This is a genomic window from Serpentinimonas sp. SSL01 (genome assembly GCF_056323735.1).
On the sequence record NZ_CM150487.1, the window covers coordinates 1,449,850 to 1,473,391 of the forward strand.

Annotated in this window: 20 protein-coding genes; 8 read left to right on the forward strand and 12 right to left on the reverse strand. The window is 66.8% G+C overall.

Translation table 11 applies throughout. The features are described from left to right. Positions 1-69: 69 nt before the first annotated feature. Genes gdhA through miaA form a run of 3 tightly spaced genes read left to right on the forward strand, consistent with a single transcriptional unit; the run spans position 70 to position 3,709 of the window. Positions 70-1,413 (forward strand): NADP-specific glutamate dehydrogenase, encoded by a 1,344-nt coding sequence (gene gdhA, locus ACVMK0_RS06845; RefSeq protein ID WP_476463350.1) that lies wholly within the window; start codon positions 70-72, stop codon positions 1,411-1,413. Between the two features lie 29 nt (positions 1,414-1,442). Then, positions 1,443-2,672 carry a multidrug effflux MFS transporter gene (locus ACVMK0_RS06850; RefSeq protein ID WP_476463351.1) on the forward strand — a complete coding sequence of 410 codons (1,230 nt, stop codon included), beginning with the start codon at positions 1,443-1,445 and terminating at the stop codon, positions 2,670-2,672. Continuing rightward, positions 2,669-3,709 (forward strand): tRNA (adenosine(37)-N6)-dimethylallyltransferase MiaA, encoded by a 1,041-nt coding sequence (gene miaA / locus ACVMK0_RS06855; protein WP_476463352.1) that lies wholly within the window; start codon positions 2,669-2,671, stop codon positions 3,707-3,709. Before ACVMK0_RS06850 ends, miaA begins: the two co-directional genes overlap by 4 nt. Here the strand turns inward: miaA and ACVMK0_RS06860 are convergent. After that, a complete protein-coding gene (locus ACVMK0_RS06860) occupies positions 3,706-4,935 on the reverse strand; it encodes an MFS transporter (protein WP_250960192.1) in 1,230 nt (409 codons plus the stop codon). The two genes, miaA and ACVMK0_RS06860, sit on opposite strands and share 4 nt — an antisense overlap. A gap of 103 nt (positions 4,936-5,038) precedes the next feature. Here ACVMK0_RS06860 and ACVMK0_RS06865 point away from each other — a divergent pair, with 103 nt between their 5' ends. Beyond that, complete coding sequence (locus ACVMK0_RS06865; RefSeq protein ID WP_250960191.1) at positions 5,039-6,046, forward strand: D-2-hydroxyacid dehydrogenase family protein; 1,008 nt, start codon at positions 5,039-5,041, stop codon at positions 6,044-6,046. On the opposite strand, the gene ACVMK0_RS06870 is transcribed toward ACVMK0_RS06865, so the two are convergent. Continuing rightward, positions 6,037-8,040 carry a hypothetical protein gene (locus ACVMK0_RS06870; RefSeq protein ID WP_476463353.1) on the reverse strand — a complete coding sequence of 668 codons (2,004 nt, stop codon included), beginning with the start codon at positions 8,038-8,040 and terminating at the stop codon, positions 6,037-6,039. The genes ACVMK0_RS06865 and ACVMK0_RS06870 overlap by 10 nt on opposite strands. Before the next feature lie 173 nt (positions 8,041-8,213). On the opposite strand from ACVMK0_RS06870, the gene ACVMK0_RS06875 reads away from it, so the two are divergent. From ACVMK0_RS06875 to ACVMK0_RS06885, 3 genes are read left to right on the forward strand one after another with little or no spacing between them, the layout of a single operon-like run. Continuing rightward, positions 8,214-8,933 (forward strand): Crp/Fnr family transcriptional regulator, encoded by a 720-nt coding sequence (locus tag ACVMK0_RS06875; RefSeq protein WP_250960190.1) that lies wholly within the window; start codon positions 8,214-8,216, stop codon positions 8,931-8,933. A gap of 25 nt (positions 8,934-8,958) precedes the next feature. After that, positions 8,959-10,083 carry a phosphotransferase gene (locus ACVMK0_RS06880; protein WP_476463354.1) on the forward strand — a complete coding sequence of 375 codons (1,125 nt, stop codon included), beginning with the start codon at positions 8,959-8,961 and terminating at the stop codon, positions 10,081-10,083. A 53-nt stretch (positions 10,084-10,136) separates the two neighbouring features. Beyond that, positions 10,137-11,408 (forward strand): acyl-CoA dehydrogenase family protein, encoded by a 1,272-nt coding sequence (locus ACVMK0_RS06885; protein WP_476463355.1) that lies wholly within the window; start codon positions 10,137-10,139, stop codon positions 11,406-11,408. 26 nt (positions 11,409-11,434) lie between these two features. On the opposite strand, the gene ACVMK0_RS06890 is transcribed toward ACVMK0_RS06885, so the two are convergent. The 7 genes from ACVMK0_RS06890 to ACVMK0_RS06920 are packed head-to-tail and all read right to left on the reverse strand — an operon-like array spanning position 11,435 to position 20,708. Continuing rightward, the gene (locus ACVMK0_RS06890) at positions 11,435-13,882 is read right to left on the reverse strand and encodes a GspE/PulE family protein (RefSeq protein ID WP_476463356.1); all 2,448 of its coding nucleotides are present in this window, start codon (positions 13,880-13,882) and stop codon (positions 11,435-11,437) included. A gap of 35 nt (positions 13,883-13,917) precedes the next feature. After that, the gene (locus tag ACVMK0_RS06895) at positions 13,918-14,136 is read right to left on the reverse strand and encodes a DUF2788 domain-containing protein (protein WP_045535895.1); all 219 of its coding nucleotides are present in this window, start codon (positions 14,134-14,136) and stop codon (positions 13,918-13,920) included. 1 nt (position 14,137) lies between these two features. Next, positions 14,138-14,926 (reverse strand): DUF2189 domain-containing protein, encoded by a 789-nt coding sequence (locus ACVMK0_RS06900; protein ID WP_476463357.1) that lies wholly within the window; start codon positions 14,924-14,926, stop codon positions 14,138-14,140. Between the two features lie 48 nt (positions 14,927-14,974). Continuing rightward, the gene (locus ACVMK0_RS06905; RefSeq protein WP_476463358.1) at positions 14,975-16,627 is read right to left on the reverse strand and encodes an ABC transporter ATP-binding protein; all 1,653 of its coding nucleotides are present in this window, start codon (positions 16,625-16,627) and stop codon (positions 14,975-14,977) included. Then, complete coding sequence (locus tag ACVMK0_RS06910; RefSeq protein WP_476463359.1) at positions 16,624-17,694, reverse strand: ABC transporter permease; 1,071 nt, start codon at positions 17,692-17,694, stop codon at positions 16,624-16,626. Before ACVMK0_RS06910 ends, ACVMK0_RS06905 begins: the two co-directional genes overlap by 4 nt. Further along, on the reverse strand, positions 17,678-18,715 hold the full coding sequence (locus ACVMK0_RS06915; protein WP_476463360.1) for a microcin C ABC transporter permease YejB: 1,038 nt from the start codon (positions 18,713-18,715) through the stop codon (positions 17,678-17,680). Before ACVMK0_RS06915 ends, ACVMK0_RS06910 begins: the two co-directional genes overlap by 17 nt. 1 nt (position 18,716) lies before the next feature. Next, positions 18,717-20,708: an extracellular solute-binding protein gene (locus ACVMK0_RS06920; RefSeq protein ID WP_476463361.1), complete on the reverse strand. Its 1,992-nt coding sequence runs from the start codon at positions 20,706-20,708 to the stop codon at positions 18,717-18,719. Positions 20,709-20,745: 37 nt separating this feature from the next. On the opposite strand from ACVMK0_RS06920, the gene fabI reads away from it, so the two are divergent. Then, positions 20,746-21,591, forward strand: coding sequence for an enoyl-ACP reductase FabI (fabI, locus tag ACVMK0_RS06925; protein ID WP_045535900.1), 846 nt, complete (start codon positions 20,746-20,748; stop codon positions 21,589-21,591). Positions 21,592-21,597: 6 nt separating this feature from the next. Here the strand turns inward: fabI and ACVMK0_RS06930 are convergent, their stop codons facing one another. From ACVMK0_RS06930 to ACVMK0_RS06940, 3 genes are all read right to left on the reverse strand, one after another. Continuing rightward, positions 21,598-21,969 (reverse strand): hypothetical protein, encoded by a 372-nt coding sequence (locus ACVMK0_RS06930; protein WP_476463362.1) that lies wholly within the window; start codon positions 21,967-21,969, stop codon positions 21,598-21,600. An 82-nt stretch (positions 21,970-22,051) separates the two neighbouring features. After that, positions 22,052-22,768: a hypothetical protein gene (locus ACVMK0_RS06935; RefSeq protein ID WP_476463363.1), complete on the reverse strand. Its 717-nt coding sequence runs from the start codon at positions 22,766-22,768 to the stop codon at positions 22,052-22,054. A gap of 372 nt (positions 22,769-23,140) precedes the next feature. Next, entirely contained in the window at positions 23,141-23,485 is a 345-nt protein-coding gene (locus ACVMK0_RS06940) for a hypothetical protein (RefSeq protein ID WP_250960180.1), read from the reverse strand. Positions 23,486-23,542: the final 57 nt, after the last annotated feature.

The window sequence follows — 23,542 nt, forward strand, 5'->3', positions numbered from 1 at the left end:
GCGCAAAATTGGTGCAAAATCGGTGCGCTTTTCTAGTCCATCCCACCCCCATACAACCACCATCCCGTCATGAAATACGCCAGCGCGCACGATTTTCTGGCTCAAGTCAGCCAGCGCAACCCCGGTCAGCCCGAGTTTTTGCAAGCCGTCACCGAGGTCGTCGAGAGCCTGTGGCCCTTCATCCAGCAACACTCCAAGTACGCCGAACAGGGGTTGCTCGATCGGCTGGTCGAGCCCGAGCGCGTGCTCATGTTTCGCGTCTCGTGGGTCAACGACCACGGCGACGTGCAGGTCAACCGCGGCTACCGCATCCAGCACAGCTCGGCCATCGGCCCCTACAAGGGCGGGATGCGCTTTCACCCCTCGGTCAACCTGTCGATCCTCAAGTTTCTGGCCTTTGAGCAGACCTTCAAAAACGCCCTCACCACCCTGCCCATGGGCGGCGGCAAGGGCGGCTCGGACTTCGACCCCAAGGGCAAGAGCCCGGGCGAGGTGATGCGCTTTTGCCAGGCGCTGATGAGTGAGTTGTTTCGCCACATCGGCTCTGACACCGACGTGCCCGCGGGCGACATCGGCGTGGGCGGGCGCGAAGTCGGCTACATGGCCGGGATGATGAAAAAGCTCAGCAACCGCGCCGACTGCGTCTTTACCGGCAAGGGCCTGAGCTTTGGCGGCTCGCTCATCCGCCCCGAGGCCACCGGCTACGGCACGGTCTATTTCGCCCAAGAAATGCTCAAGCGCCAGGGCATGAGCTTCGACGGCCTGCGCGTGAGCGTCTCTGGCTCGGGCAACGTGGCCCAGTACGCGGTCGAAAAAGCCATGGCGTTGGGGGCCAAAGTGGTCACCGTATCCGACTCCAGCGGCACCGTGATCGACGAAGACGGCTTCAACACCGAGAAGCTGGCCGAGCTGATGGAGGTCAAAAACCACCTCTACGGCCGCGTCAGCGACTACGCGCAGCGCACCGGCTCGCGCTTCGAGGCCGGCGTCAAGCCCTGGGCGGTTCCGGTGGACATCGCCCTGCCCTGCGCCACCCAAAACGAGCTCGACGCCGACGACGCGCGCACCCTGCTGAAAAACGGCGTCAAGTGCGTGGCCGAGGGTGCTAACATGCCCACCACCATGGACGCCATCCGCCTGCTCGAAGCCGAACGCGTGCTCTACGCGCCGGGCAAAGCCAGCAACGCCGGCGGCGTGGCCACCTCGGGCCTCGAGATGAGCCAAAACGCCATGCGCCTGAACTGGGACCGCGACGAAATCGATGCGCGCCTGCACGGCATCATGGTCGGCATCCACGAGGCTTGCGTGCGCCACGGCAAGCGCGCCGACGGCTCGGTGAGCTACACCGACGGCGCCAACGTCGCCGGCTTTGTCAAGGTGGCCGACGCCATGCTGGCCCAAGGAGTGATTTGACCCCGGCCCGGCAGCCGCCACCAGCCCCCATGCCCGCTGGGCTGGTGGTGCTGTTGCTGGCGCTGCTGCTGGGGCTGCAGCCGCTCACCACCGACCTGTACCTGCCGGCGCTGCCGGCGCTGACGCTCGACCTAGGTGCCACCATGCACCAGGCGCAGCTCACGCTGTCGGCGCTGCTGCTGGCGTTTGGGTTCTCGCAACTGTTTTGGGGCCCACTGTCAGACCGCTATGGCCGGCGCCCGATCTTGCTGGCGGGCTTGGCGCTGTACGCGCTGGCCTCGGTGGGCAGCGTGTTTGCCGCCAACGTCGAGCAGCTGGTGCTGTGGCGCATCGTGCAAGGCGCCGCGCTGGGTGCGGCCGTGATGGGCGCGCGCGCCATTGTGCGCGACCTCTACGCCCCGGTCGAGGGCGCACGCATGATGTCCAAGGGCCTGACTGGCTTGGGCGTGCTGGCCTGCATCAGCGCGCCGCTGGGCGGTTTGTTGTCGGACTGGATGGGTTGGCGCGCCGCCTTGGGCGTGCTGGCCCTGTTTGGGGCCGCCGTGCTGGCGCTGGTGTTGTGGCGCTTCGAGGAAAGCCTGCGCCAGCCCAACCCGCAAGCGCTGCGCCCAGCGGTGCTGCTGCGCACCTGGGGCGTGATTTTGCGCCACCCCACTTTTTGGGCTTGGGCGCTGCTGCTTAGCGCCTCGTATGCCGGTTTGTTCACGTTTTTGGCCAGCTCGTCGTTCGTGTTCATCAACGCGCTGGGCTTGAGCAAAACCGAATACGGCTTGCTGATGTTTTCAATGTCGGCGGTGTACATTGCGGGCACGGTGCTGTGCCGGCGCCTGATCGTGCGCCTGGGGCTGCGCCGCACCGTGGCCGTGGCTGGTGCCCTGTCGCTGTGCGGCGGCAGCCTGATCGGCGCCTTGGGCTGGCTGGGCTGGCACAGCGTCTGGGCGATCATGCTGCCTTACTATTTGTTCATCTTGGCGCACGGCATGCACCAGCCTTGCGGTCAGAGCGGGGCCGTGGGGCCGTTTCCGCACGCTGCCGGCACGGCCTCGGCGCTGAGCGGCTTTTTGATGATGATGGTGGCTTTTGCCATGGGCACCTATCTGGCGGCGCAGATGCCCACCGGCACCGAAGGCGCCAGCGTGCGCCCGCTCACCGACGGGCTGTGGTTCTGGAGCGTGCTGATCGCCGCCGTGGCCTGGACGCTGGTGCAGCGCTTTGGCGACCCGGCACCGGCCCCACACCAGCCCGAGCGAGCGCGATGAACCCCAGCGCCTCAGGCCCCAGCCCCACCAGCCCCAGCAGCGCGCCACCAGCCTGGCTGGCCATCGCCGGCCCCACCGCCAGCGGCAAGACCGCGCTGGCGCTGGCGCTGGCGCTGGCGCTGGCGCGCCAGTACCCGCTCGAGATCATCAGCATCGACTCGGCGCTGGTCTATCGTGGGCTCGACATCGGCAGCGCCAAACCCAGCGCGGCCGAGCGCGCCGCCGTGCCGCACCACCTGATCGATATCCTCGACCCGAGCCAGAGCTACAGCGCCGCCGCCTGCGTGGCCGATGTGCAGCGCCTGCTGCCGCAGATCGCCGCGCGCGGCCACCTGCCGCTGCTGGTGGGCGGCACCCTGCTCTACTTCAAGGCCCTGTTCGAGGGCCTCGACGACATGCCGGCGGCGCACCCGGCGCTGCGCGCTGCGCTGGAGGCCCAAGCGGCGCAACTGGGCTGGCCGGCGCTGCACGCGCAACTGGCGGCGGTCGATGCCGCCACGGCGGCGCGGCTGAGCCCCAACGACGCGCAGCGCATCGGGCGCGCGCTCGAAGTCTGGCGCGCCAGCGGGCGGCCGCTGTCGTCGTTTCACACCCGCGCACAGCGCGCTCCCAACCCGGCCGGATCGCAGCCGCTGCACATCAATGGCCAGCCGGGCCTGCTGCTGGCGCTGGAGCCGCTCGAACGCGCCTGGCTGCACCAGCGCATCGGGCAGCGCTTTGCCGCCATGCTCGAGCACGGGCTGATCGACGAGGTGCGTGCCCTGCGCCAGCGCCCCGACCTGCACCCGGGCCTGCCGGCCCTGCGCAGCGTCGGCTACCGCCAGGTCTGGCAGGCGCTGGATGCGCTCGAGGCCAGCGGGCGCAGCCAGTTCACAGCGGCCGAGCTCGCCACCTTGGCCGAACAAGGTGCAGCCGCCACGCGCCAACTGGCCAAGCGCCAGCTCACCTGGCTGCGCAGCCTGCCGCAGCGCCGGGTGCTGGCGTGCGAAAGCACGGGGCTGCTCGAGGCCGCCTGCGCGGCGTTGCAGGGCAGTTAGCGCCGCAGTGGGCTGCGCCGCCCCACCCCCAGCGCCACGCCAATCGACAGCAGCAGCACCACCCCCGCACCGGCCAAGGTGGCGGCGTACCAGCCGCGGTCCATAAACACGCCGAAAATCAGCGGCGCGATGGCAAAGCCCACGTCCAGCCCCGAGTACACGGTGCCATAGACGCGCCCGGTGGCTCCCTTGGGCGTGACCTGCTTGATCAGCAGGTCGCGGCTGGGCGCGGCAATACCGACCGCAAAACCCGTGGCCGCCAGCAGCAGCATGGTGCCCGTGCCGCCCAGCCAGCCGGTGGCGGCCAGCAGCAGCAGCAGCGCACCAGCGGCCATCGAAGCGCCCACCACCCAATCGCTGCGCCGCGCCTGCGCCGCCACAAAACCGCCCGCCAACATGCCCAGCGCCCCGCACACCATGTAGGCGCTCAGCGTCAGCGTGGCGGCCTGCAGGCTCACGCCGTGCAGCGCCTTCAGGATCGAGGCCGAGTAGTTTTGCACCACACCCAGCGTCAGGGTGGTGAGCAAAAAGAAGGCAAAACACCACCAGACCACGCTCTGGCGCATGAAAGCCAGGTCGCTGCCCGCCGCTGCACCCGCCGGGCGGCGCAGCACCTCGGATTGCAGGTGCTCGCGCTGCCAGAGCAACAGCAAGAACACCAACAGGTACAACCCAGCGGCGGCGAGGTAGGCGCTGCGCCAGTCCAGCAGCATCGACCAACCCACCAAAAACACCGGCGCCAGCGCCCACCCCAGGTTGCCGCTGATGCCGTGCACGCTGTAGGCATGGCCCAGCCTAGAGGCCGACACGCGCTGGTTGAGGATAGAAAAATCGACCGGATGAAAGGATGCGTTGCCCAAGCCGGCGAGTGCGGCCACCAGCAGAAGCGTCGTGTAGCCATCGGCCTGCGAGGCCAGTAAGGCTGCCCCCATGAACAGCAGCAGCGAGGCAAACAGCACCGGACGCGCGCCCACGCGATCGACCACAAAGCCCGAGGCCGCCTGCCCGAGCCCGGAGACGGCAAAAAACAGCGTCATCAGCAGGCCGACGTCGGTGAACGACAGGCCAAACTCGAGCATCAGCAGCGGAAACAGCGGCGGCAGCAGCAGATGGCCAAAATGCGAGCTGCCGTGCGCCAGCCCGACCAAGCCCATCACGCGCGCGTCGGCGCGCCACGGCACGGCAAGGGCTGGGGCAGCGGCTGCAGAAAGTTGTAGGCTGGACATGGGCGGCCATGTTAAGCCCAAATGCCCAACCGCGCGCCGTGTGCCACTATTGCAGCCGCAGCCGCAGCCGCAGCCACCGCGCCAGCCGGGCACAATAGCCACCATGAACATCGTGATCCTCGACGACTACCAAGACGCCGTGCGCAAGCTGCCCTGCGCCGCCAAGCTCGAACCCTACCCGGCCAAGGTGTTCACCAACACCATCAAGGGCGTGGGCCAGCTCTCGGTGCGGCTGCGCGACGCCCAGGTGCTGGTACTGATCCGCGAGCGCACCCAGATCACGCGCCAGCTGCTCGACAAGCTGCCCAAGCTGCGCCTGATCGCCCAAACCGGGGCCGTGGGGCCGCACATCGACCTCGATGCCTGCACCGAACACGGGGTGGCGGTGGCCGAAGGCAAAGGCTCGCCGGTGGCCCCGGCGGAGCTCACTTGGGCGCTGATTCTGGCCGCCATGCGCCGCCTGCCGCATTACGTGGCGCACCTCAAGCACGGGGTCTGGCAGCAGTCGGGCCTCAAAACCGCCTCCATGCCGGCCAATTTTGGCATCGGCATGGTGCTGCACGGCAAAACGCTGGGGGTGTGGAGCTACGGCCGCATTGGGCGCATGGTGGCTGGCTACGGCCGCGCCTTTGGGATGCGGGTTCTGGTCTGGGGCAGCGAAGCCGCGCGCGCGCAGGCCAGCGCCGACGGCTACGAGGCCGCCGCGTCCAAAGCCGAGCTGCTGGCGCAGTCGGATGTGCTCAGCCTGCACCTGCGCCTTGGGGCCAGCACCCAGGGCTGCCTGAGCTTTGAGGATTTGAGCCTGATGAAGCCCACGGCCCTACTGGTCAACACCTCGCGCGCCGAACTGATCCAGCCCGATGCGCTGGTGGCCGCACTCAACCGCGGCCGGCCCGGCATGGCGGCGGTGGATGTGTTCGAGTCCGAGCCGATCTTGCAGGGGCATGCCCTGCTGCGACTGGAAAACTGCATCTGCACGCCGCACATCGGCTTTGTCGAGCAAAACAGCTACGAGCAGTATTTTTCGGCCGCGTTCGACAACATTCTCAACTACATCAAAGGCACCCCGACCCACATCGTCAACCCCGGGTCGCTGCACTATCAGCGCTGAGCGCTTGGGTCCAGATCGGGTTTGGCAGCGGCTTTGCCGTCACCCCAATCCAACTGACCAAGGTCGAAATCGATCGACATCGGGTCGGGCTTGGAAGCTGGTGTCGGGGGTTGGTGGGGCGTGGGTTCCGGCTCGGGGGCCAAACCCAAATCGAGCATGGGGATGGGCGGGTTTAACAAGGCATCCAGCACATCGGTCAAGACGAGCAAATCGTCGAAAGCCACCAGCGTGCGCACGGTCAGCACGCTACCAGGCTCACCGGGTTGAGAGGCCAAGGCGCGCTCGATGACCGCCGCTGCGCCGGTCTGCGGCCACTGCGCCTGCAGAGTTTGCAGCAGCGCCACATTGTGCTCGAGCCCGCGCTGCGCCAAGATGGCTTCGGTGCTGGGTGCAATGCGCTGAAAGTGATTCTCGTAAAAACGGGTGGCCTCGGCCAGTTCGGATGCATTGCCGGTTTGTGCAGCCAGAGCCAGCCAGCGCAAGTAGGGGGCCTCGCTGGCCCGTGCGTGCCCAGCCACAAAGGCCTTGAGCACCTCCATGGCCTGGGTGCCCTGTGCGATCGATTCGAAAAACTCGGCCTGTTGCCAGACCTCGATCAAGGCTCGCAGATCGAGCACCGCCACAGGCACCTCGACAAACATCGAAGCACGGCCCTCGACCACATCAAGCCCAGCTACCGCATCGACATCAAGCCAATCCAAAGGCAGCGCAGCAGGAGCCTGAGTAGTGGGTGCGAGCGCCGGCCCAGACACCGCAGGTGGGCCACCCATTGGCTGCACTGTGGACTCTTCAGCGCGGGCAGCTTGGTTCGTTGCCTCGGCGTCGCTGCCTAGGCCAGCAGACACAGGCACGGCAGCTGGCGCAGACGCGCCCGCTGGCCCAATCAAGGGCTGCGACGGCTCAAAGCCCGGTTTGGTTTGCATGGCCTGATCGGGCAAAGTGGTTTCCCACCACGGTGCCGGCGTGGCTGCGGCCGGGCGTGAAAGCAGCAACCGACCCGATCGATGGGCATACAAGGCCCCGCCGAGCAACAACAACAGCAAGGCGCCCAAGCCGTACAGCCACGCCGCGGGCATACCGGCTTGGGCCTGGGTTTGCATTTGCAACAACTGAGCTTGGGTGCTTTGCAGAGCCAAGCGCAGTTGTTCCTGCTCGGCACGCAGCGCCAGCAACTCCTGCTCTGGGGCGGCCAGCACGTTTTGGGCTGCACCCACCTCGGCCAAGGGGGCATCGGGCAGCGCGCCAGCGACAGCGACAGCGCCCTCGGGCGCAACCGCCGCCACCGGTGACGCCTGAGCAGGCATCGGGATCGGGTCGAGTTGCAAGCGCGCGCCAGCGGCCACCGTTGGGGGCGGGGCCAGCGGGGCGGCGGGTGTGGCGATCGCAACCGGCGCGGCGGCAGGCACTTGGGCCATGCGGGGCGGCGCTTTGCTGCGCAGGCGCTCTAGCCCAGCAGGGCGCGGTGCGGGTGCGCTCAAGCGTATCGGGCTTTGCTCTGGGGGTGGCGCTGCCGGCACCACGTCTGCAGCGGCAGGCGTGGCTGCCGCACCGTTGGCCACGGGCCTGGGCACAAGCGCCGGAGCAGCCAAGGCGGCAGCGGCTGGGTCGGCTGCCGCAACAGCCTGCACCGGCACCCAATCAGCCAGCAGCGTGTACGTGCGCCTGAACACCGTTTGGCAGCCCACCTGCAAGCCCAAGGTCACGATCGGTTCGTTGATGGGTTCGGTGCTGCGCACCCGCAGCAGGGCCTCACCGCCAGCCCCTGTGCTTTGCAAGCTGGTGCTCAGCGACACGCCCGGTACTTGCGATTCGCCATACTGCAACCGCACCTGCAGGCACAAGTCGGCCAAACCCTGACCGGGCTCGGTTCGGGTTTGCACCAGAATATCGAAGGGACGACCGATAATGACATCGCCTTGGGTCGGCCCCAAGCCTGTCGCCAGCGTTTGCGTAACCGCCACCAAAAGCGCGCTGCCCAGCGCCAACTTCATCATCTGCCAATCCTTGTTTTGATCGTGCTTGTTTTGCTCACTGGGTCTCATTTTGGCACATGGAACCCCCGCCCCCAATTCCATGCCGCTCGATGCGTGCAAACATTTCGTACTCCAGCCTGCGCGGTCACCCCGGTGACACCTCGCACCGCCCCCAGTCACCCACAAGACAGCCCATGGACGACCCCATTCTGACAATGCAGGAACGCGAAGCGATCAACAGCGGTCGCTGGTTCAACACCCTTTCACCCTCACTGCGGCACGACATCCTCCGATGCGCTTTTGTCAGACGCTTCCAGGACGGCGACCTGATCGCCGCCCGCGGCGACCCGCCCACCGAATGGTCGGCGGTGAGCAAGGGCGCCGTGCGCGTGAGCTCCACCTCGCTGGCGGGCAAGCAGGTCACGCTCACCTACGTCGAACCCGGGGTCTGGTTTGGCGAGATTGCGATGTTCGACGGCGAGCGCCGCACCCACGACGCCTACGCCCACGGGCCCACCTCGTTGCTGTGCGTGGCGCGCAAGGATTTCCAAAAAATCCTGGCCCAGCACATCGAGCTCTACGAAGCCCTGCTGCGCCTGCAGGCGCGGCGCATCCGCAACCTGTTCGGGCTGGTGGAAGACCTCAACACCCTGCCCTTGCGCGCCCGGTTGGCCAAGCAGCTGCTGCACCTGTCGCGCAGCTACGGCGTGCCCTGCCTGGCCAACGCCAGCGAGACCCGCATCGGGCTGCAGCTGGCACAAGAAGAACTGGCGCAGATGCTGGGCGCTTCGCGCCAGCGCGTCAACCAAGAGCTCAAAGCGATGGAGCGCGAGCAAGCCATCCGCATCGAACCCGGCGGCTTGGTGGTGTGCGACCGCAGCGCGCTGCTGCGCATCGCCGCCGCCGAACACTAAAACCTTTTGCATGCACCCAGCGGCCATGATCGCCCCCTCCTCCCCCGACCCGGCCGCTCCAGCCCCCTTGGCAACCCCAGACCTGGCCCCCAGCGCTCCGGCGGCCGAGCTGCCTTTCGAGGCAAGCGCGCTGGAGCCGTGGCTGCGTGCGCATCTGCCCGGTTTTTCCGGCCCTTTGCAGATCGAGAAATTTCCCGGCGGCCAGTCCAACCCCACCTACCGCCTGCGCACGCCGCAGCGTGACTGGGTGCTGCGCAGCAAACCGGGCCCGGCGGCCAAGCTGCTGCCTTCGGCGCACGCCATCGAGCGCGAATTCCGCCTCATGCGCGCGCTGGCCGACACGGCAGTGCCGGTGCCGCGCATGGAGCTGCTGTGCGCCGACGAAGCGGTGATCGGGCGCGCCTTTTACCTGATGGAATACGTGCCCGGCCGCATCCTCTGGGAGCAAGCCCTGCCCGGTCTGAGCGCGGCGCAGCGGCGCGCCCACTACCTAGAAATGAACCGCGTGCTGGCAGCGCTGCACCGGGTCGATGTGCAGGCCGTGGGCTTGGCCGACTACGGCAAACCCGGTAACTACTTCGAGCGCCAGATCGCGCGCTGGAGCAAGCAGTATCAGGCTTCGGTCACGCAGCCCATCCCCGCGATGGAGCGCCTGATCGACTGGCTGCCCCGCCACATCCCGGCGCTGGCGCGCGACGACAGCCGCGTGTGCGTGGTGCATGGCGACTTCCGGCTCGACAACCTGGTATTCCACCCCGAGCAGGCCCAAGTGCTGGCGGTGCTCGACTGGGAGCTTTCCACCCTCGGGCACCCGCTGGCCGACTTCAGCTACCACTGCATGGCCTGGCACATCGAGCCGGGGCAGTTTCGCGGCATCGCCGGGCTCGACTTGCAAGCCCTGGGGATACCCAGCGAGCGCGAGTACATCGAGCGCTACTGCGCCAGCACGGGTTTTTACGACCCCGAGGCGCTGCAACAAGACTGGAACTTCTTTCTGGCCTACAACCTGTTCAGGCTGGCGGCGATTCTGCAGGGGATCGCCAAACGGGTCGAGGCCGGCACCGCGTCCAGCGCCCAAGCGCGCCAGTCCGGGGCCGGGGCGCGGCCGCTGGCCGAGCTGGCTTGGTCCTTTGCCCAGCGCGCTGCCTGAGCCCCTCGCCCTGCCACCCAAAACCCCGCCCACGCCCACCCAGAGGAGCCTTTATGCACTTCGATTACAGCCCCAAGGTCAAAGACCTGCAAGCGCGCCTGCAAGCCTTCATGGACGCCCACATTTACCCCAACGAAGCGCGCTTCATGGCAGAGGTGGCCGCCAACCGCGCCCGCGGCAACCCCTGGCGCCCGACCGAGCTGGTCGAGCAGCTCAAGCCACTGGCCCGCGCCGCCGGTCTGTGGAACCTGTTTTTACCCAATTCCCCGCGCGCCCCCGAGGGCTTGAGCAACCTCGAGTACGCCCCGCTGTGCGAGATCATGGGCCGTGTCAGCTTTGCCCCCGAGGTGTTCAACTGCTCGGCCCCCGACACCGGCAACATGGAAACGCTGGAGCGCTACGCCAGCGAGGCGCTCAAAGACCGCTGGCTCAACCCCTTGTTGCGCGGTGAAATCCGTTCGGCCTTCCTGATGACCGAACCCGAAGTCGCCTCGTCCGACGCCACCAACATCCAATGCCGCATCGAGCGCGACGGCGACGAGCTGGTCATCGACGGGCGCAAATGGTGGTCCTCCGGTGCCGGTGACCCGCGCTGCGCCGTCTTTATCCTGATGGGCAAAACCGACCCGCAAGCGCCCCGGCACGCCCAGCAGTCGATGGTCGTGGTGCCGGCCGATGCACCCGGCGTGCAAATCGAGCGCGCCCTGACGGTTTTTGGTTACGACGATGCCCCACACGGCCACATGGAGGTGCAGCTCAAGCAGGTGCGCGTGCCCGCCAACCACATCCTGCTCGGCCCTGGGCGCGGTTTCGAGATCGCCCAAGGCCGCCTCGGGCCGGGCCGCATCCACCACTGCATGCGTTCCATCGGCGCCGCCGAGCGCGCGCTGGAGCTGATGTGCCAGCGCCTGACGCGGCGCGTGGCCTTTGGCAAGCCGCTGGCGGCGCAGGGGGTCTGGCACGAGCGCATCGCCGAATCGCGCTGCCTGATCGAGCAGGCGCGGCTGCTCACCCTCAAGGCCGCCTACATGATGGACACGGTGGGCAACAAGGTCGCCAAGGCCGAAATCGCCATGATCAAGGTCGTGGCCCCCAACGTCGCCTGCAAGGTGCTGGATTGGGCGATCCAAGCGCACGGCGGCGCCGGGGTGTCGCAAGACTTCGTGCTGGCACAAAGCTACGCCAACCAGCGCACCCTGCGCCTGGCCGACGGCCCCGACGAGGTGCACCGCATGGCGATCGCCAAGCTGGAACTGGCGCGCCACCAGCTGCAGGTGTCAGCCGCAGCCACCGAACTCGAACCCCCGGTGACGCGCGGCTGCTGAAAAAGGCCCAACTGCCTCCCAGCCTCTTAGCCCACGGTGTTGGAACGCACCTCGGCTAGGCTGGTCAGGCCCTGCAGGAGCTTTTCTATGCCATCTTGGCGCAAGGTGCGCATGCCCTCATCGAGCGCCAGGTGTTGAATCTCGGTCGGTCGAGCGCGGGTTTGAATCAGGCGGCGCATGTCCGGGCTGCCGCACAACAGCTCGTGCAGGGCCAAGCGGCCCGCGTAGCCCGTGTGACCGCATTGCTCGCAACCAGGGGCCGTGCGCACGTGCAGACGCCCGTCTTTGGCGTAAGCCTGCATCCATTCGTCGAGCAGGGCTTGGCCTTGGCGCAAGGGGTGGGCGGGTGGCAGCAGGGCCTGGTAGTCGCGCAGCAGCTCATCGATTTGGGCACTCTCAAGCGGCTGCTCCACCGCACAATGCTTGCAAAAGCGCCGCACCAAGCGCTGCGCTAACACCCCTTGCAGCGAATCGGCAAAAGAAAACGGATCGACCCCCAGATCGATCAGGCGCACCACCGTTTCGGCGGCCGAATTGGTGTGCAGGGTCGAAAACACCAAGTGCCCGGTCAACGACGCCTCGATGGCGATTTCAGCCGTTTCTTGGTCGCGGATTTCTCCCACCATGATCACATCGGGGTCGGCACGCAACAGGGTGCGCAAGGCCGCGGCAAAGGTCCAGCCGATTTTGGCGTTGACCTGTATCTGGCGCAAGCCACGCTGGGTGATTTCGACCGGGTCTTCGGCGGTCCAGATTTTGCGGTTCGGGGTGTTGATGCGCTGCAACGCCGAATGCAAAGTGGTGGTCTTGCCGGAGCCGGTCGGGCCGACGCACAAAAACAAGCCGTAGGGGCGCTCGACCAAGGCCTCGAAACGCTGCAAATTGCGGGCGTTGAGCTGCAACTGCTCGAGCGCCAATGGCTTTGTTGAGGACAGCAACCGCAACACCACGTCTTCGAGCCCACCCGCAGTGGGTACGGTGGTCACCCGCAACTCGATCGGCAAGCCACCGAACTTGGCAAAGTTGATTTTTCCATCCTGCGGCTTGCAGCGCTCGGAAATGTCGAGGTCGCACATGATCTTGATGCGCGCCACCAAGGCGTTGCGGTAGTTGGCCGGCAGCTCGAGGTAGTTGCGCATCTGGCCGTCGATGCGAAAGCGGATCTGCAGCTTTTGGCGCCCAGGATAGGGCTCGATGTGGATGTCGGAGGCCCCTTGCTGGTGCGCTTCGGCGATCATGGAGTTGATCAGCCGCACCAGGGTGTTGTCGGATTGCTCGATCGGCTTTTCTTCGAAATCGTCTTTGGCTCCGCCGACCAGTTCAACCGCCAACTGCACCGCATCCTGTGGCCCTTGGGTCGGGCCGGTGCGGGCGCTGGCGGCGCCGCCAGAAGGGTGCGCCGTGGCGTTGGACAGTTCGCTCAAACCCACCTCGCGGTAGGCTTTTTGAATGCAAGCGCCGATTTCGGCGCTGACGCTCACCACCGGCAAAATTTTGCGCTGGGTTGTGAACTCCAGATCATCGATGACCCGAAACTGCAGCGGGTCGAGCATCGCCACCACCAGCGCCCCGCCCTGCTCCACAAGGGGCAGCACCTGCAGGCGCTGCGCCAATGCCAACGGAATGCGACGCAAAGCGCTGGCATCGATCGGAAATTTGTATAAATTGACAAAGGGGTAGCCCATTTTGCGGGCAAAGGCGGTTTGCAGGTCGGCTGCAGACACCAGGCCTTTATCAAGCAACAGCTGCCCCAGCGGTTGCCGGCTTTGGTCGGACTGCTGCCACTCCAGCACTTGCGCCAGCTGCTCAGGCGTGATCTTGCCCAACCCCACCAGGGCCTCGCCGATGGGCACTGGCTGCAACCTGGCTTGCCGTTGCAAGGCGCGTTGCAAATCGGCCAAGGTTTCCACCACTGCGGGCGCCTCGCCGGCCACCGGTGCCAGCGGCTGCGTATGCGCCCATTCGTGCAGCACGGTCTGGGCAAAATCGGTGTCGGCGATCTGGCTCTCTTGCCCCGTGCGCAACTCGAAGCGCAAAATGCCGCTTTTGGGTATGAATACACGCTGCGGCTCGCCATCCAGCGCGGATTTGGGGAAAATCCACAAGCCCTGCTCGGTTTTCCTGTAGCCCAGGCAAATGCCCGAATACAGCGCGCCGTCACGCAAGGAAACCAGAAAAGAATGGGTGGCGTGCAGCAGATCCAGACTGTGCGCATCGGCGTGGCTTTGCTGCGCCACACTCCCCGGACGGGGGTCGATCTTCAAGCGCTTGACTTGGTTGAACCTCAAACTCAGGCTGCGCGGCTGTGCAGTGGGCCGGATTTTGATGATGCGCGCAGCTTCATCGAAGTCGAGCAACAGGCCCGTGACCGTTTGCTCGCCCCAGCCGTCGGCGCTGCAAATCAGACCGGTTTGCCCGATTTCTAGGGCTTCATCCTGCAGCAGGTCGGGCAATTCGAAATGAGTTCGGCTCATGTGGACAGTTCAGGCTCAGGTGCCAAATTAAGGGGCTACTCAACGAACCATTTGATCACGCTTTTGGCCAAAAAACCCACCATCCCAAACGACAACACCAGCAGCAAAATGAAGGTGCCAAACTTGCCCGCCTTTGATTCGCGCGCCAAGTTAAAGACGATGAACAGCATGAAGAGGATGAAGCCGCCTAGGCCGATGGTCAGGCCAAAGCTGGCGATCTGGTCTTCGGTAAAGCCGAATACGGTCCCAGGCATGTTACTGCACCCCTCCCCAAGAACCCGGCAGACCGAAGGCCCCCACCCGCTTCAACTGCACATAAGCGTGCCAACTGGCGTGACCAAGCCACGGCAACAGCACGATCAAACCCAGCATCCACGTCAACAACCCCACACCCACGATGGCAGCAATCAGCAGCGCCCACAACGCCATCACCACCGGGTATTGCGCCACCACGCGCCAGCTGTGGGCCACCGCCACCGGCAACGGCTGCTCAGTGTCGAGCAGCAAAGGAAAGCTCATCACGCTGGAAGCAAAGACCGGAGCCGCCAGCAAGGCACCGAGCATGAGCCAGCCCACAAACAACCACTCGCTGGGGCCCAGCACCACGTGCACCAGAAAATCTTGCCAAGTGCCGATGGGCTGTGGTGCCCAAAAAGCCAGAAACCCAGCCGAGAGCAAGACCCAGGCCGTGCCAGCCAATGCCAGCAAAATTCCAAACAACACTTGGCGGGGATCGGCCGCACGCCACAGCGCCAACACGGCTTGCATGCCGACCCGCCGGCCCAGCTGTGCCTCGCGGCTGACCAGCAACAGGCCCACCAAGACCACCGGCGCCACCAGCACCAGACCCGAAAACGCCCCCGCTTTCCACCAGAAATGGCCTTGCGCAAGCCACAACAGGCTGGAGCCAAACAGGGCTGCTGCCAAACCGTGGAGCAATCCGGGCACCGGGTTGGCGCGCAAATCCTGCCAGCCCAGCGCGAGCCAGCGCAGGGGCGAGGTGAGGGTGATGGTGGCGGCGGGCGGGGCGTGGGCTTCGTTCATGTCGGCAACAGCAAAACGGCATGGGGCATGACAACGGGGATGGCACGGCTACGGCCCGGTGCGTGGGCACAGGGGCGCACAAGCCTGCACCAAACTCTGCGTGTAGGGGTGCTGGGGCAACTGTAACACCTGCTCGGCGCTGCCTTGCTCGACCACCGCCCCGCCCTGCAGCACCAGCACCTGGTGCGCCAGGGCCCAGATCACGTCCAGGTCGTGCGTGATGAGCAGGTAGCTTAAGTTGTGCTCGCGCTGCAGCCGCAGCAGCAGCTCCAGCACCTGCTGCTGCACCGTGACATCGAGTGCCGACGTGGGCTCGTCGAGCACCAGCAAGCGCGGCTGCACGATCAGGGCGCGCGCGATGGCGATGCGCTGGCGCTGGCCACCCGAAAACTCGTGCGGGTAGCGCTGCAACCAGCGCAGCAGCTCGGCTTGCGGCCCAGCTTCGGGCAGCAGCCCGACTTCGCGCAGCGCCTGCAACACGCGCTCGCGCCGCTGCGGCACGCTCAGGTGCGGTTCGTGCACGAGCAGGCCCTCGCCCACGATCTGCTCGATGTTCATGCGCGGCGACAGGCTGGAAAACGGGTCTTGAAACACCACCTGCACCTGGCGACGCAAGCGGCGCAGGCGCGGGGTGTTGGCGCGCGCCGGGCCCATGCCGGGTTCGCCCCACGCTTCGCCCATGATCTGCAACTCGCCCTGGTGGCGCAGCAGACCGAGGGCGGCCAGCGCCAGCGTCGATTTGCCCGAGCCCGATTCGCCCACCACGCCCAGCGTGCGCCCGGGGGGCAGCTCGAACTCGACGCCGCGCACGGCCTCGAAGCGCCCGCGCTTGAACCAGCCCGCCAAGCCCGGGCGCAGCACCTCGTAGGCCACGGCCAGCTGGCGCGCCCGCAGCACCTGCGGCGGCCCGGGCGGCGGTTGCGGGCCAAAGCTGCGCTTGGGGCGGCTGCCCAAGAGCTTGCGCGTGTAGGGGTGCTGCGCCTGCTCGAACACCTGCGCCACCGGGCCCTGCTCCACCAGGTGCCCGCGCTCGAGCACCAGCACGCGGTCGGCAAACTGGCGCACCAGGTGCAGGTCGTGGGTGATCAGCAGCAGCGCCATGCCTAAGCGCTGCTGCAGCGTGCCCAGCAGCTCGAGCATCTGGGTGCGCAAGCTGGCGTCGAGCGCGGTGGTGGGTTCGTCGGCGATCAGCAGCCGCGGCTCGCTGGCCAGCGCCATGGCGATCATGGCGCGCTGGCGCTGGCCGCCGCTGAGCTGGTGCGGGTAGGCGCGGGCGCGCCGCTCTGGCTCGGGCATGCCGGTGGCGGCCAGCAGCTCGACGATGCGCGCTTCGGCCTGGCGTGCGCTCAGGCCTTTTTTGAGGGTGAGGATTTCGCCGATCTGGTTGCCCACGGTGTAGAGCGGATTGAGCGCCGTCATGGGCTCTTGAAAGATGCACGCCACCTCGTCGCCGCGCACGCCGCGCAGCTCGCGCTCGCTCAAACGCAGCAGGTCGCGCCCTTGCAGCAACGCGCTGCCGCCCACTTCGGCCTCGGGAAGCAGGCGCAGCAGGCTCAGGGCCGAGACCGTCTTGCCCGAGCCCGATTCGCCCACCAGCGCCAGCCGCTCGCCGGCCGCGAGCTCGAAGTCGATGCCGTGCACCACCTCGAGCCCAGCAAAGGCCACGCTCAAGCCCCGCACCTGCAACAGCGGCGCGCTCACCGCTGCACCTTTCGCGGGTCGAGCGCGTCGCGCAGCGCATCGCCCATGAAGGTGAGCAGCAGCAGCGTGAGCACCAGCACGGCAAAGGTGCCCAGCGAGATCCACCACGCGTCGAGGTTGTTCTTGCCCTGCGCCAGCAGCTCGCCCAGCGAGGGTGTGCCGGGCGGCACGCCCAAGCCCAGAAAGTCGAGCGCGGTCAGCGCCAAAATGGCCGCGCTCATGCGAAAGGGCAGAAAAGTGACCACTGGCGTGAGGCTGTTGGGCAGGATGTGGCGGCGCATGATCTGCCAGTTGCTCAATCCCATGGCGCGCGCGGCGCGCACGTAGTCGAGCTGGCGGTTGCGCAAAAACTCGGCGCGCACGTAGTCGCTCAGGCCCATCCAGCCAAACAGGCTGAGCAAGACCAGCAGCAACAGCAAACCGGGCTCGAACAGCGCCGAAAAAATGATCAACAAATAGAGCTCGGGCATCGAGCCCCAGACCTCGATGAAGCGCTGCCCCACCAGATCGACGCGGCCGCCGTAGTAGCCCTGTATGGCACCAGCGAGCACACCCAGCAACACGCCCACCGCCGTGAGGGCGAGCGCAAACAGCACCGAGAGCCTGAAGCCGTACAGCAAGCGTGCGGCCACGTCGCGGCCGCGGTCGTCGGTGCCGAGCCAGTTGCTGGCGCTGGGGCCCGAGGGGTGCGGCTCGGGCGCGAAGTAGTTGATGCTGCTGTGGTGAAAGCGGATGGGGGGGAACAGGGCCCAGTTGCCGGGCTGCTCGAACTGGCGCTGGATGAAGGGGTCGTGGAAATCGGTCGGGGTCTCGAAGTCGCCGCCAAAGGCGGTCTCGGGTGGGTTGTGCAGCAGCGGCACGTGCAGTTGGCCACCGTAGCGCGCCAGCAGGGGCCGGTCGTTGGCGATCAGTTCGGCCCCGAGGCTGAGCACGAACAGCAGGCCAAAGAGGATCAGGCTGTAAAAACCGAGCCGATGGCGGCGAAAGCGGCGCCACGCCAGCCGCCCCGGGCTGAGCGCCGGCGGCAAGGGAGTGGCAGAGGCTGGGGCTTCAGTCAAAACGGACACGGGGATCGACCCAGACGTAACACAGATCGCTGATCAGGCGCGTGACCAGCGCGATCAGGGCAAACAGATACAGCGTGCCCATAACCACGGGGAAGTCGCGCCGGATCACGCTCTCAAAGCCCAGCAGCCCCAGCCCTTCGAGCGAAAACAGGGTTTCGATCAGCAGCGCGCTGGCAAAAAAGGCACCGACAAAGGCCGCCGGGAAGGCGGTGACGATGGGGATCAGGGCGTTGCGAAACACGTGCTTGTACAGCACCCGGCGCTCGCTCAGGCCCTTGGCGCGCGCAGTCAGCACGTATTGCTTGCGTATTTCTTCCAGCAGCGCGTTTTTGGTCAGCATGGTGGTGATGGCAAAGGCGCCGACCACGCTGGCCGTGACCGGCAGCGTGATGTGCCACAGGTAGTCCACGATCTGCGCCCCCAGGCTGAGCTCGTGCCAGTTGCTCGAGACCAGCCCGCGCAGCGGAAACCACTGCAACTGGCCGCCAAAAATCACCAGCAGCGCCACGCCGAGCACGAAGCCGGGGATGGCAAAACCCACCAGCACGATGACGCTGGTGGCGGTGTCGAAGCGGCTGCCGGCGCGCACCGCTTTGGCGATGCCCAGCGGGATCGAGACCGCGTAGCTGATGAGGAAGGTCCAGAGCCCGAGGCTGATCGAAACCGGCAGGCGCTCGACGATCAGCTCCCAGACCGAGCGGTGGTGAAAGAAGCTCTGCCCGAGGTCGAAGCGCAAAAACTGCCCCACCATCTGCAAAAAACGCTCGTGCGCGGGCAGATCGAAACCGTAGAGCTGCCGGATCTGCTCGATCTGGGCCGCATCCAGCCCTTGGCGGCCGTGGATGCCGGCTGCCGCCCCGGCCGCCGCGCCCTCGCCCCCGACATCGCGCCCCTGCAACTGCGCCACCATCTGCTCCACCGGCCCGCCAGGGACGAACTGGATGACGATGAAGGTGAGCAGCAAAATCCCGAACAGGGTCGGGATCATGAGCAGCAGGCGCTTGAGGACGTAGCTCCACATGTCAACGTCCTCCCGCAGCGCGTGCGGCGCTGGCGGCTTGACGTTGCTGCAACTCGGCCCGGTTGGCCGCGCTGGCCCACCAAGTGGCCAGCACCCAGCCCTCGGGCTGGAAGTAGCGCGGCAGCACGGCCGGCTGCTCGAAGCGCCCGGCGCGGTAGGCGATGCGGTGCACGCTGCCGTACCAGTGCGGGATCATCAGGTGTTGGTGGCGCAGCACGCGGTCGAGCGCGCGCAAGGACGCGACCAGCTCGGGCCGGGTGCGCGCAGCCACGGCGCGCTCGAGCAGCGCATCGACGGCCGGGTCGCGCAGCCCGATCAGGTTGCTCGAACCCGGGGTGGTGGCGGCGGCCGAGCCGAAGCGGTCCAGCAGCTCGGCCCCCGGGGCTTGGCTGCCGAGCCAGCGCACGCTGGTGAGGTCGAAGTCGAAGGCGTCGAGGCGGCGTTGCAGCAGCGCAAAGTCCACCACGCGGTAGCGGGCTTCGATGCCGAGGCGGCGCAGGTTGTTTTGCAGCGGCGTCACCACCCGGCCCATGCCACCGCCGCTGTCGAGGAACTCGATCACCATCGGCTCGCCTTGGGCGTTGCGCAGCGCACCGTCGCGGTAGCGCCAGCCGGCGGCGGCGAGCAGGTCGCGCGCACGGCGCAGGTGGTCGCGCAGGGTCTGGCCAGAATCGAGCTCGAGCCGCGTCACCGGCGGCAGCGGCACCGGCTGGGTGAACACGGCTGCGGGCAGTTGTGCGCGCAAGGGTTCGAGCAGCGCCAGTTCGTCGGCGCCGGGCAGACCCCTAGCCTCGAAGTTGCTGGCAGTAAAAAAGCCGCGCATGCGCTCGAAGGAATTGAAGAACAGCTGCCGGTTCATCCATTCAAAGTCCAGCGCCAGCGCAATCGCTTCGCGCACGCGCGCATCTTGAAGGTGCGGACGCCGGGTGTTGAACAAAAAGCCCTGAAAATCGCCGGCGTTGTGGTGCGCCACTTCGCGCTTGATGAGCTCACCGCGGTCAAAGGGGCGCCCGATCAGGGTGCGCGCCCATTCGCGCGAGATGAAGGACTGCATGTAGTCGAACTCACCGGCCTTGAAGGCCTGCACCTGCGCCGTGGGGTCGCGAAAGATGGTGTAGGTGATGCGCTCGAAGTTGAACATGCCGCGGCGCACGTTCAGGTCGGCGGCCCACCAGTGGGGGTCGCGCACGAAGGTGATGTCGCGGCCAAAATTGACCGGCCCGATGCGGTAGGGGCCCGAGGCGATCGGGTGCTGCAAGACGACTTGGTCAAAGGGCAGGCGCTGGCCGTTTTCCAGCCCCCACTGGCGGCTGAACACCGGCATGGAGCCGGCGATGAGTGGCAGCTCCGGGTTGGGGCGCGCAAAATCAAAGCGCAGCAGGCGCTCGCCCAGCACCTGCACACCGGTGATCTCGCTAAAAAAACTGCGCAACTGCGGTGCCGCGTGGACGCCGGTGAGGGTTTCGAACGAGTGCTGCACGTCGGCCGCCAGCACCGGCTCGCCGTTGTGAAAGCGCGCGCGCGGGTGCAGCCTGAAGGTGGCCGAGCGGCCGTCGGCGGCCACCTGCACCGATTCGGCCAGCAGCCCGTAGGCGCTGTTGGGCTCGTCGAGGTGGGGAGTGAGCAGCGACTCGAACATCAGCAACCACATGCCCGGCGGCGCCGTGCCCTTGAGCGTGAACGGGTTGAACTTGTCGAAGGTGCTGATGCGCGTGGGCGAAACCAGAGTGATCGAGCCGCCGCGCGGGGCTTGCGGATTGACGTGGGCAAAGTGGGCAAAACCGGGCGGCAACGCGAGGTCGCCGAACTGGGCGTAGCCGTGCGCCGGTGCCCCGGCCCGGGCTTGGTTGGCTGCCGCACCGGCCAGCAGCAAAAACAGCACGAGAAGCGCCAGCAGCAGATGCGTGAGCGCGCGCAGTGCTGGCGCGACGGCAGCTGGCCGCAGCGGGCTGGGCCCGCAAAAACACTGCCATCTGAAACACGGGTTCTGCATGCGACAATTCTGCCTTACATTTTCTGGAGCATAAGGCATGGGTTTTCTGGTCGGTAAAAAGTTCTTGATCACCGGTTTGTTGTCGAACCGCTCGATCGCCTACGGCATTGCCCGGGCTTGCCACGCGCAGGGGGCCGAGTTGGCGTTCAGCTACGTGGGCGAGCGCTTCCGCGATCGGATCACCGACTTTGCTGCCGAGTTCAACTCCAGCCTGGTGTTCGACTGCGACGTGGCCGACGACGCCCAGATCGAGCGCTTGTTCCTCGATTTGTCGGCGCACTGGCCGCGCTTTGATGGCTTTGTGCACAGCATCGGCTTTGCCCCGCGCGAGGCCATCGCCGGCAATCTGCTCGACGGCCTGAGCCGCGAGGCCTTTCGCATCGCGCACGACATCAGCGCCTACAGCTTCCCAGCGCTGGCCAAAGCCGCCCTGCCCTACCTGAACGACCGCTCGGCCCTGCTGACCTTAAGCTACCTCGGCGCGCTGCGCACGGTACCGCACTACAACACCATGGGCTTGGCCAAGGCCAGCCTGGAAGCGAGCGTGCGCTACCTGGCCGAGGCCGTGGGGCGGCTCGACGACGGGCGCAGCATCCGCGTCAACGGCGTGAGCGCCGGCCCGATCCGCACCTTGGCCGCCAGCGGCATCAAAGACTTTAGCAAGCTGCTGGGCATGGTCGCCGACGCCGCGCCGCTGCGGCGCAACGTCACCATCGACGACGTGGGCAACGTCGTCGCGTTTTTGCTCAGCGACCTGGCCGCCGGCGTCACCGCCGAGATCACCTACGTGGACTGCGGCTTCAGCCAGACCGCCGGCATCAGCCGCGACAGCGAGCGCGTCAACGGCGGCAACAACGGCAACGGCAGCAACGCGGCGGGCTGATGGGCTTTAGGGCAACACAAAACGCACCGTGATCGCCGGCTGATTGGGCCGGTTGATGGTTGCCACGGCGCGCGCGCCGGCTGCCAGTTGCAGATTGGCTTGCAGCATGTTGGGGCCGGCTGGGCTCAGGGGGGCTTGGGTGCGCGTGGCGCCTTGCAGCACGGTGAGCTGGCCCGTCATCTGACTGACGTTGAAGGGCTTGCCGTGGTCATCGACAAAAATCTGCGCCTGCGCGCCGCGCCCGACGAGCTCAAAGCCCAGATCGGCCGCCACCTGCACCACGCCGCCGTGCTGCGGCTTGGGCGCGCCGTGGGCGTGGGCGTTGAAGCCGATCATCGACAGGCCCAGCAGGGCCGCGATTGCGTAGCGTTTTTGCATTTCTTTCTCCAAAAAAAGCGGGGGGAGGGAATTTGGCCGCATTGGGTGCCGATTCACGTCGCGATTGTGAATCAGCGCAGGCTCAATACGACTCCTGCACCGCCGCATCGGCGCGGCTGGTGTCGGTTTCGTTGACCAGGCGCTCGGTGGCTGCACGCCCGTAGCGCAGATAGAGCACCGGCGTCAGCAGGGTGTCGAGCAGGGTTGAGCTCACCAGCCCGCCAAAGATCACCAGTTCCGCCCGCTGCAGCTCGCTGCGGGTATGCTGCAGCAGCGCCTGCGCCTGCAGCAGCTCGGCCTGTGCCGCCAGGCTGTCGGTGCGAGCGCGCTCACCCGCTGCCATCAGCCGCTGCACATCGGCGGCCAGCAGGCGCAGCGTCTGCACCTCGCTGGTTTGCCATTCCAACGCCAAGCGCTGCTGCTGCACGGTGGCGGCGGCGTCGAGCAGCGTCTGCGCCAACTGCAGGCGCTGGGCGCTGGCGCTGGCTTGGGCCACGGCTGCGGCAGCTTGTGCCTGCTGCGCACTGGCTTGGCGCTGGCCCGGCAACCACAGCGGCAGCGCCAGCGCCAGCTCGCTTTCGCGCGCCCCGGTGTTGCGGTTGAGCTGGTCGGTGCGCCAGCCGGCCTCAAACACCGGCGCACCCGGCAACCATGCTTGGGCGGCAGCTTGCTCGGCCCCGGCTACCTGCGCGGCAGCGGCAGCGGCGGAAGATTCGGCGCTGCGCACCCAAGCGGCGTCGAGCGCCTGCGCCCAAGTGGGTGCCTGCGCCGAACCGGCTGCGCCCGGATTGGACACCACGCCGACTGCGCCTAGGTGGGGCGCCGCAGCGGTTGAGGCCGCAATGGGCTCGACACCGACTGCGGCTGAATTGGGCGCGCCAACGGGCGCGCTCCAGGGATTGTGAGAGGGTGCGGGTGCGGGCGCGGGCAGGGTCGCGGTCTGCGCCCACAACCCCGGCGCACCCACACCCAGAGCGACGGCTACACCGAGCGCCCGCAAGCGGAACGTGCAAAACATAAAAAACCTCTGCGTACTACAGCCTGAGAGGGCCTAGGCTGGGCCCGCGCACGCCCCAAACCCAGAAGGGGCGGTAATGCGCATGAGGACACAGCGACTAGACCAAGCGAACGCACCCGCGCGCCATGGGGCGCAAGCGGGCGCAGCTGCGCTTCAGGTGCGCGGAGGTCGGTGCAGAGGATCGGTGTAAGGGCTGGGCAGGGAATCGGCCCAGTAGTGCGGCAGCCCGGCGAGGGGCAAGGGGAACGCGAGCTGGGGCACCGCTACGGGCGAAGCCACCACGTGCGAGCCGTCGAGTGCCACGTGCTCGAAGGAGGCTTGGCTGGCATCGGCGTGGATGCTGCCGTCGGCGTGGTGGTGGTGGCCCACGTCTTTCCAGTGCAGGGCGGCGTGGACGGCGTCAGCCGAGGCCTTGGCCAGCGCGGGCAAGCCAGCGCCAGCCACGCCTTGCCAGAGCAAGGCCCACACAGCCACCAAAAGCACCAGTTTGCGACGCATGGCTCGGATTTTAGCAGCAGGGCCTGAACGTGATGCCTGAAACCCCGTTGTTCAAGC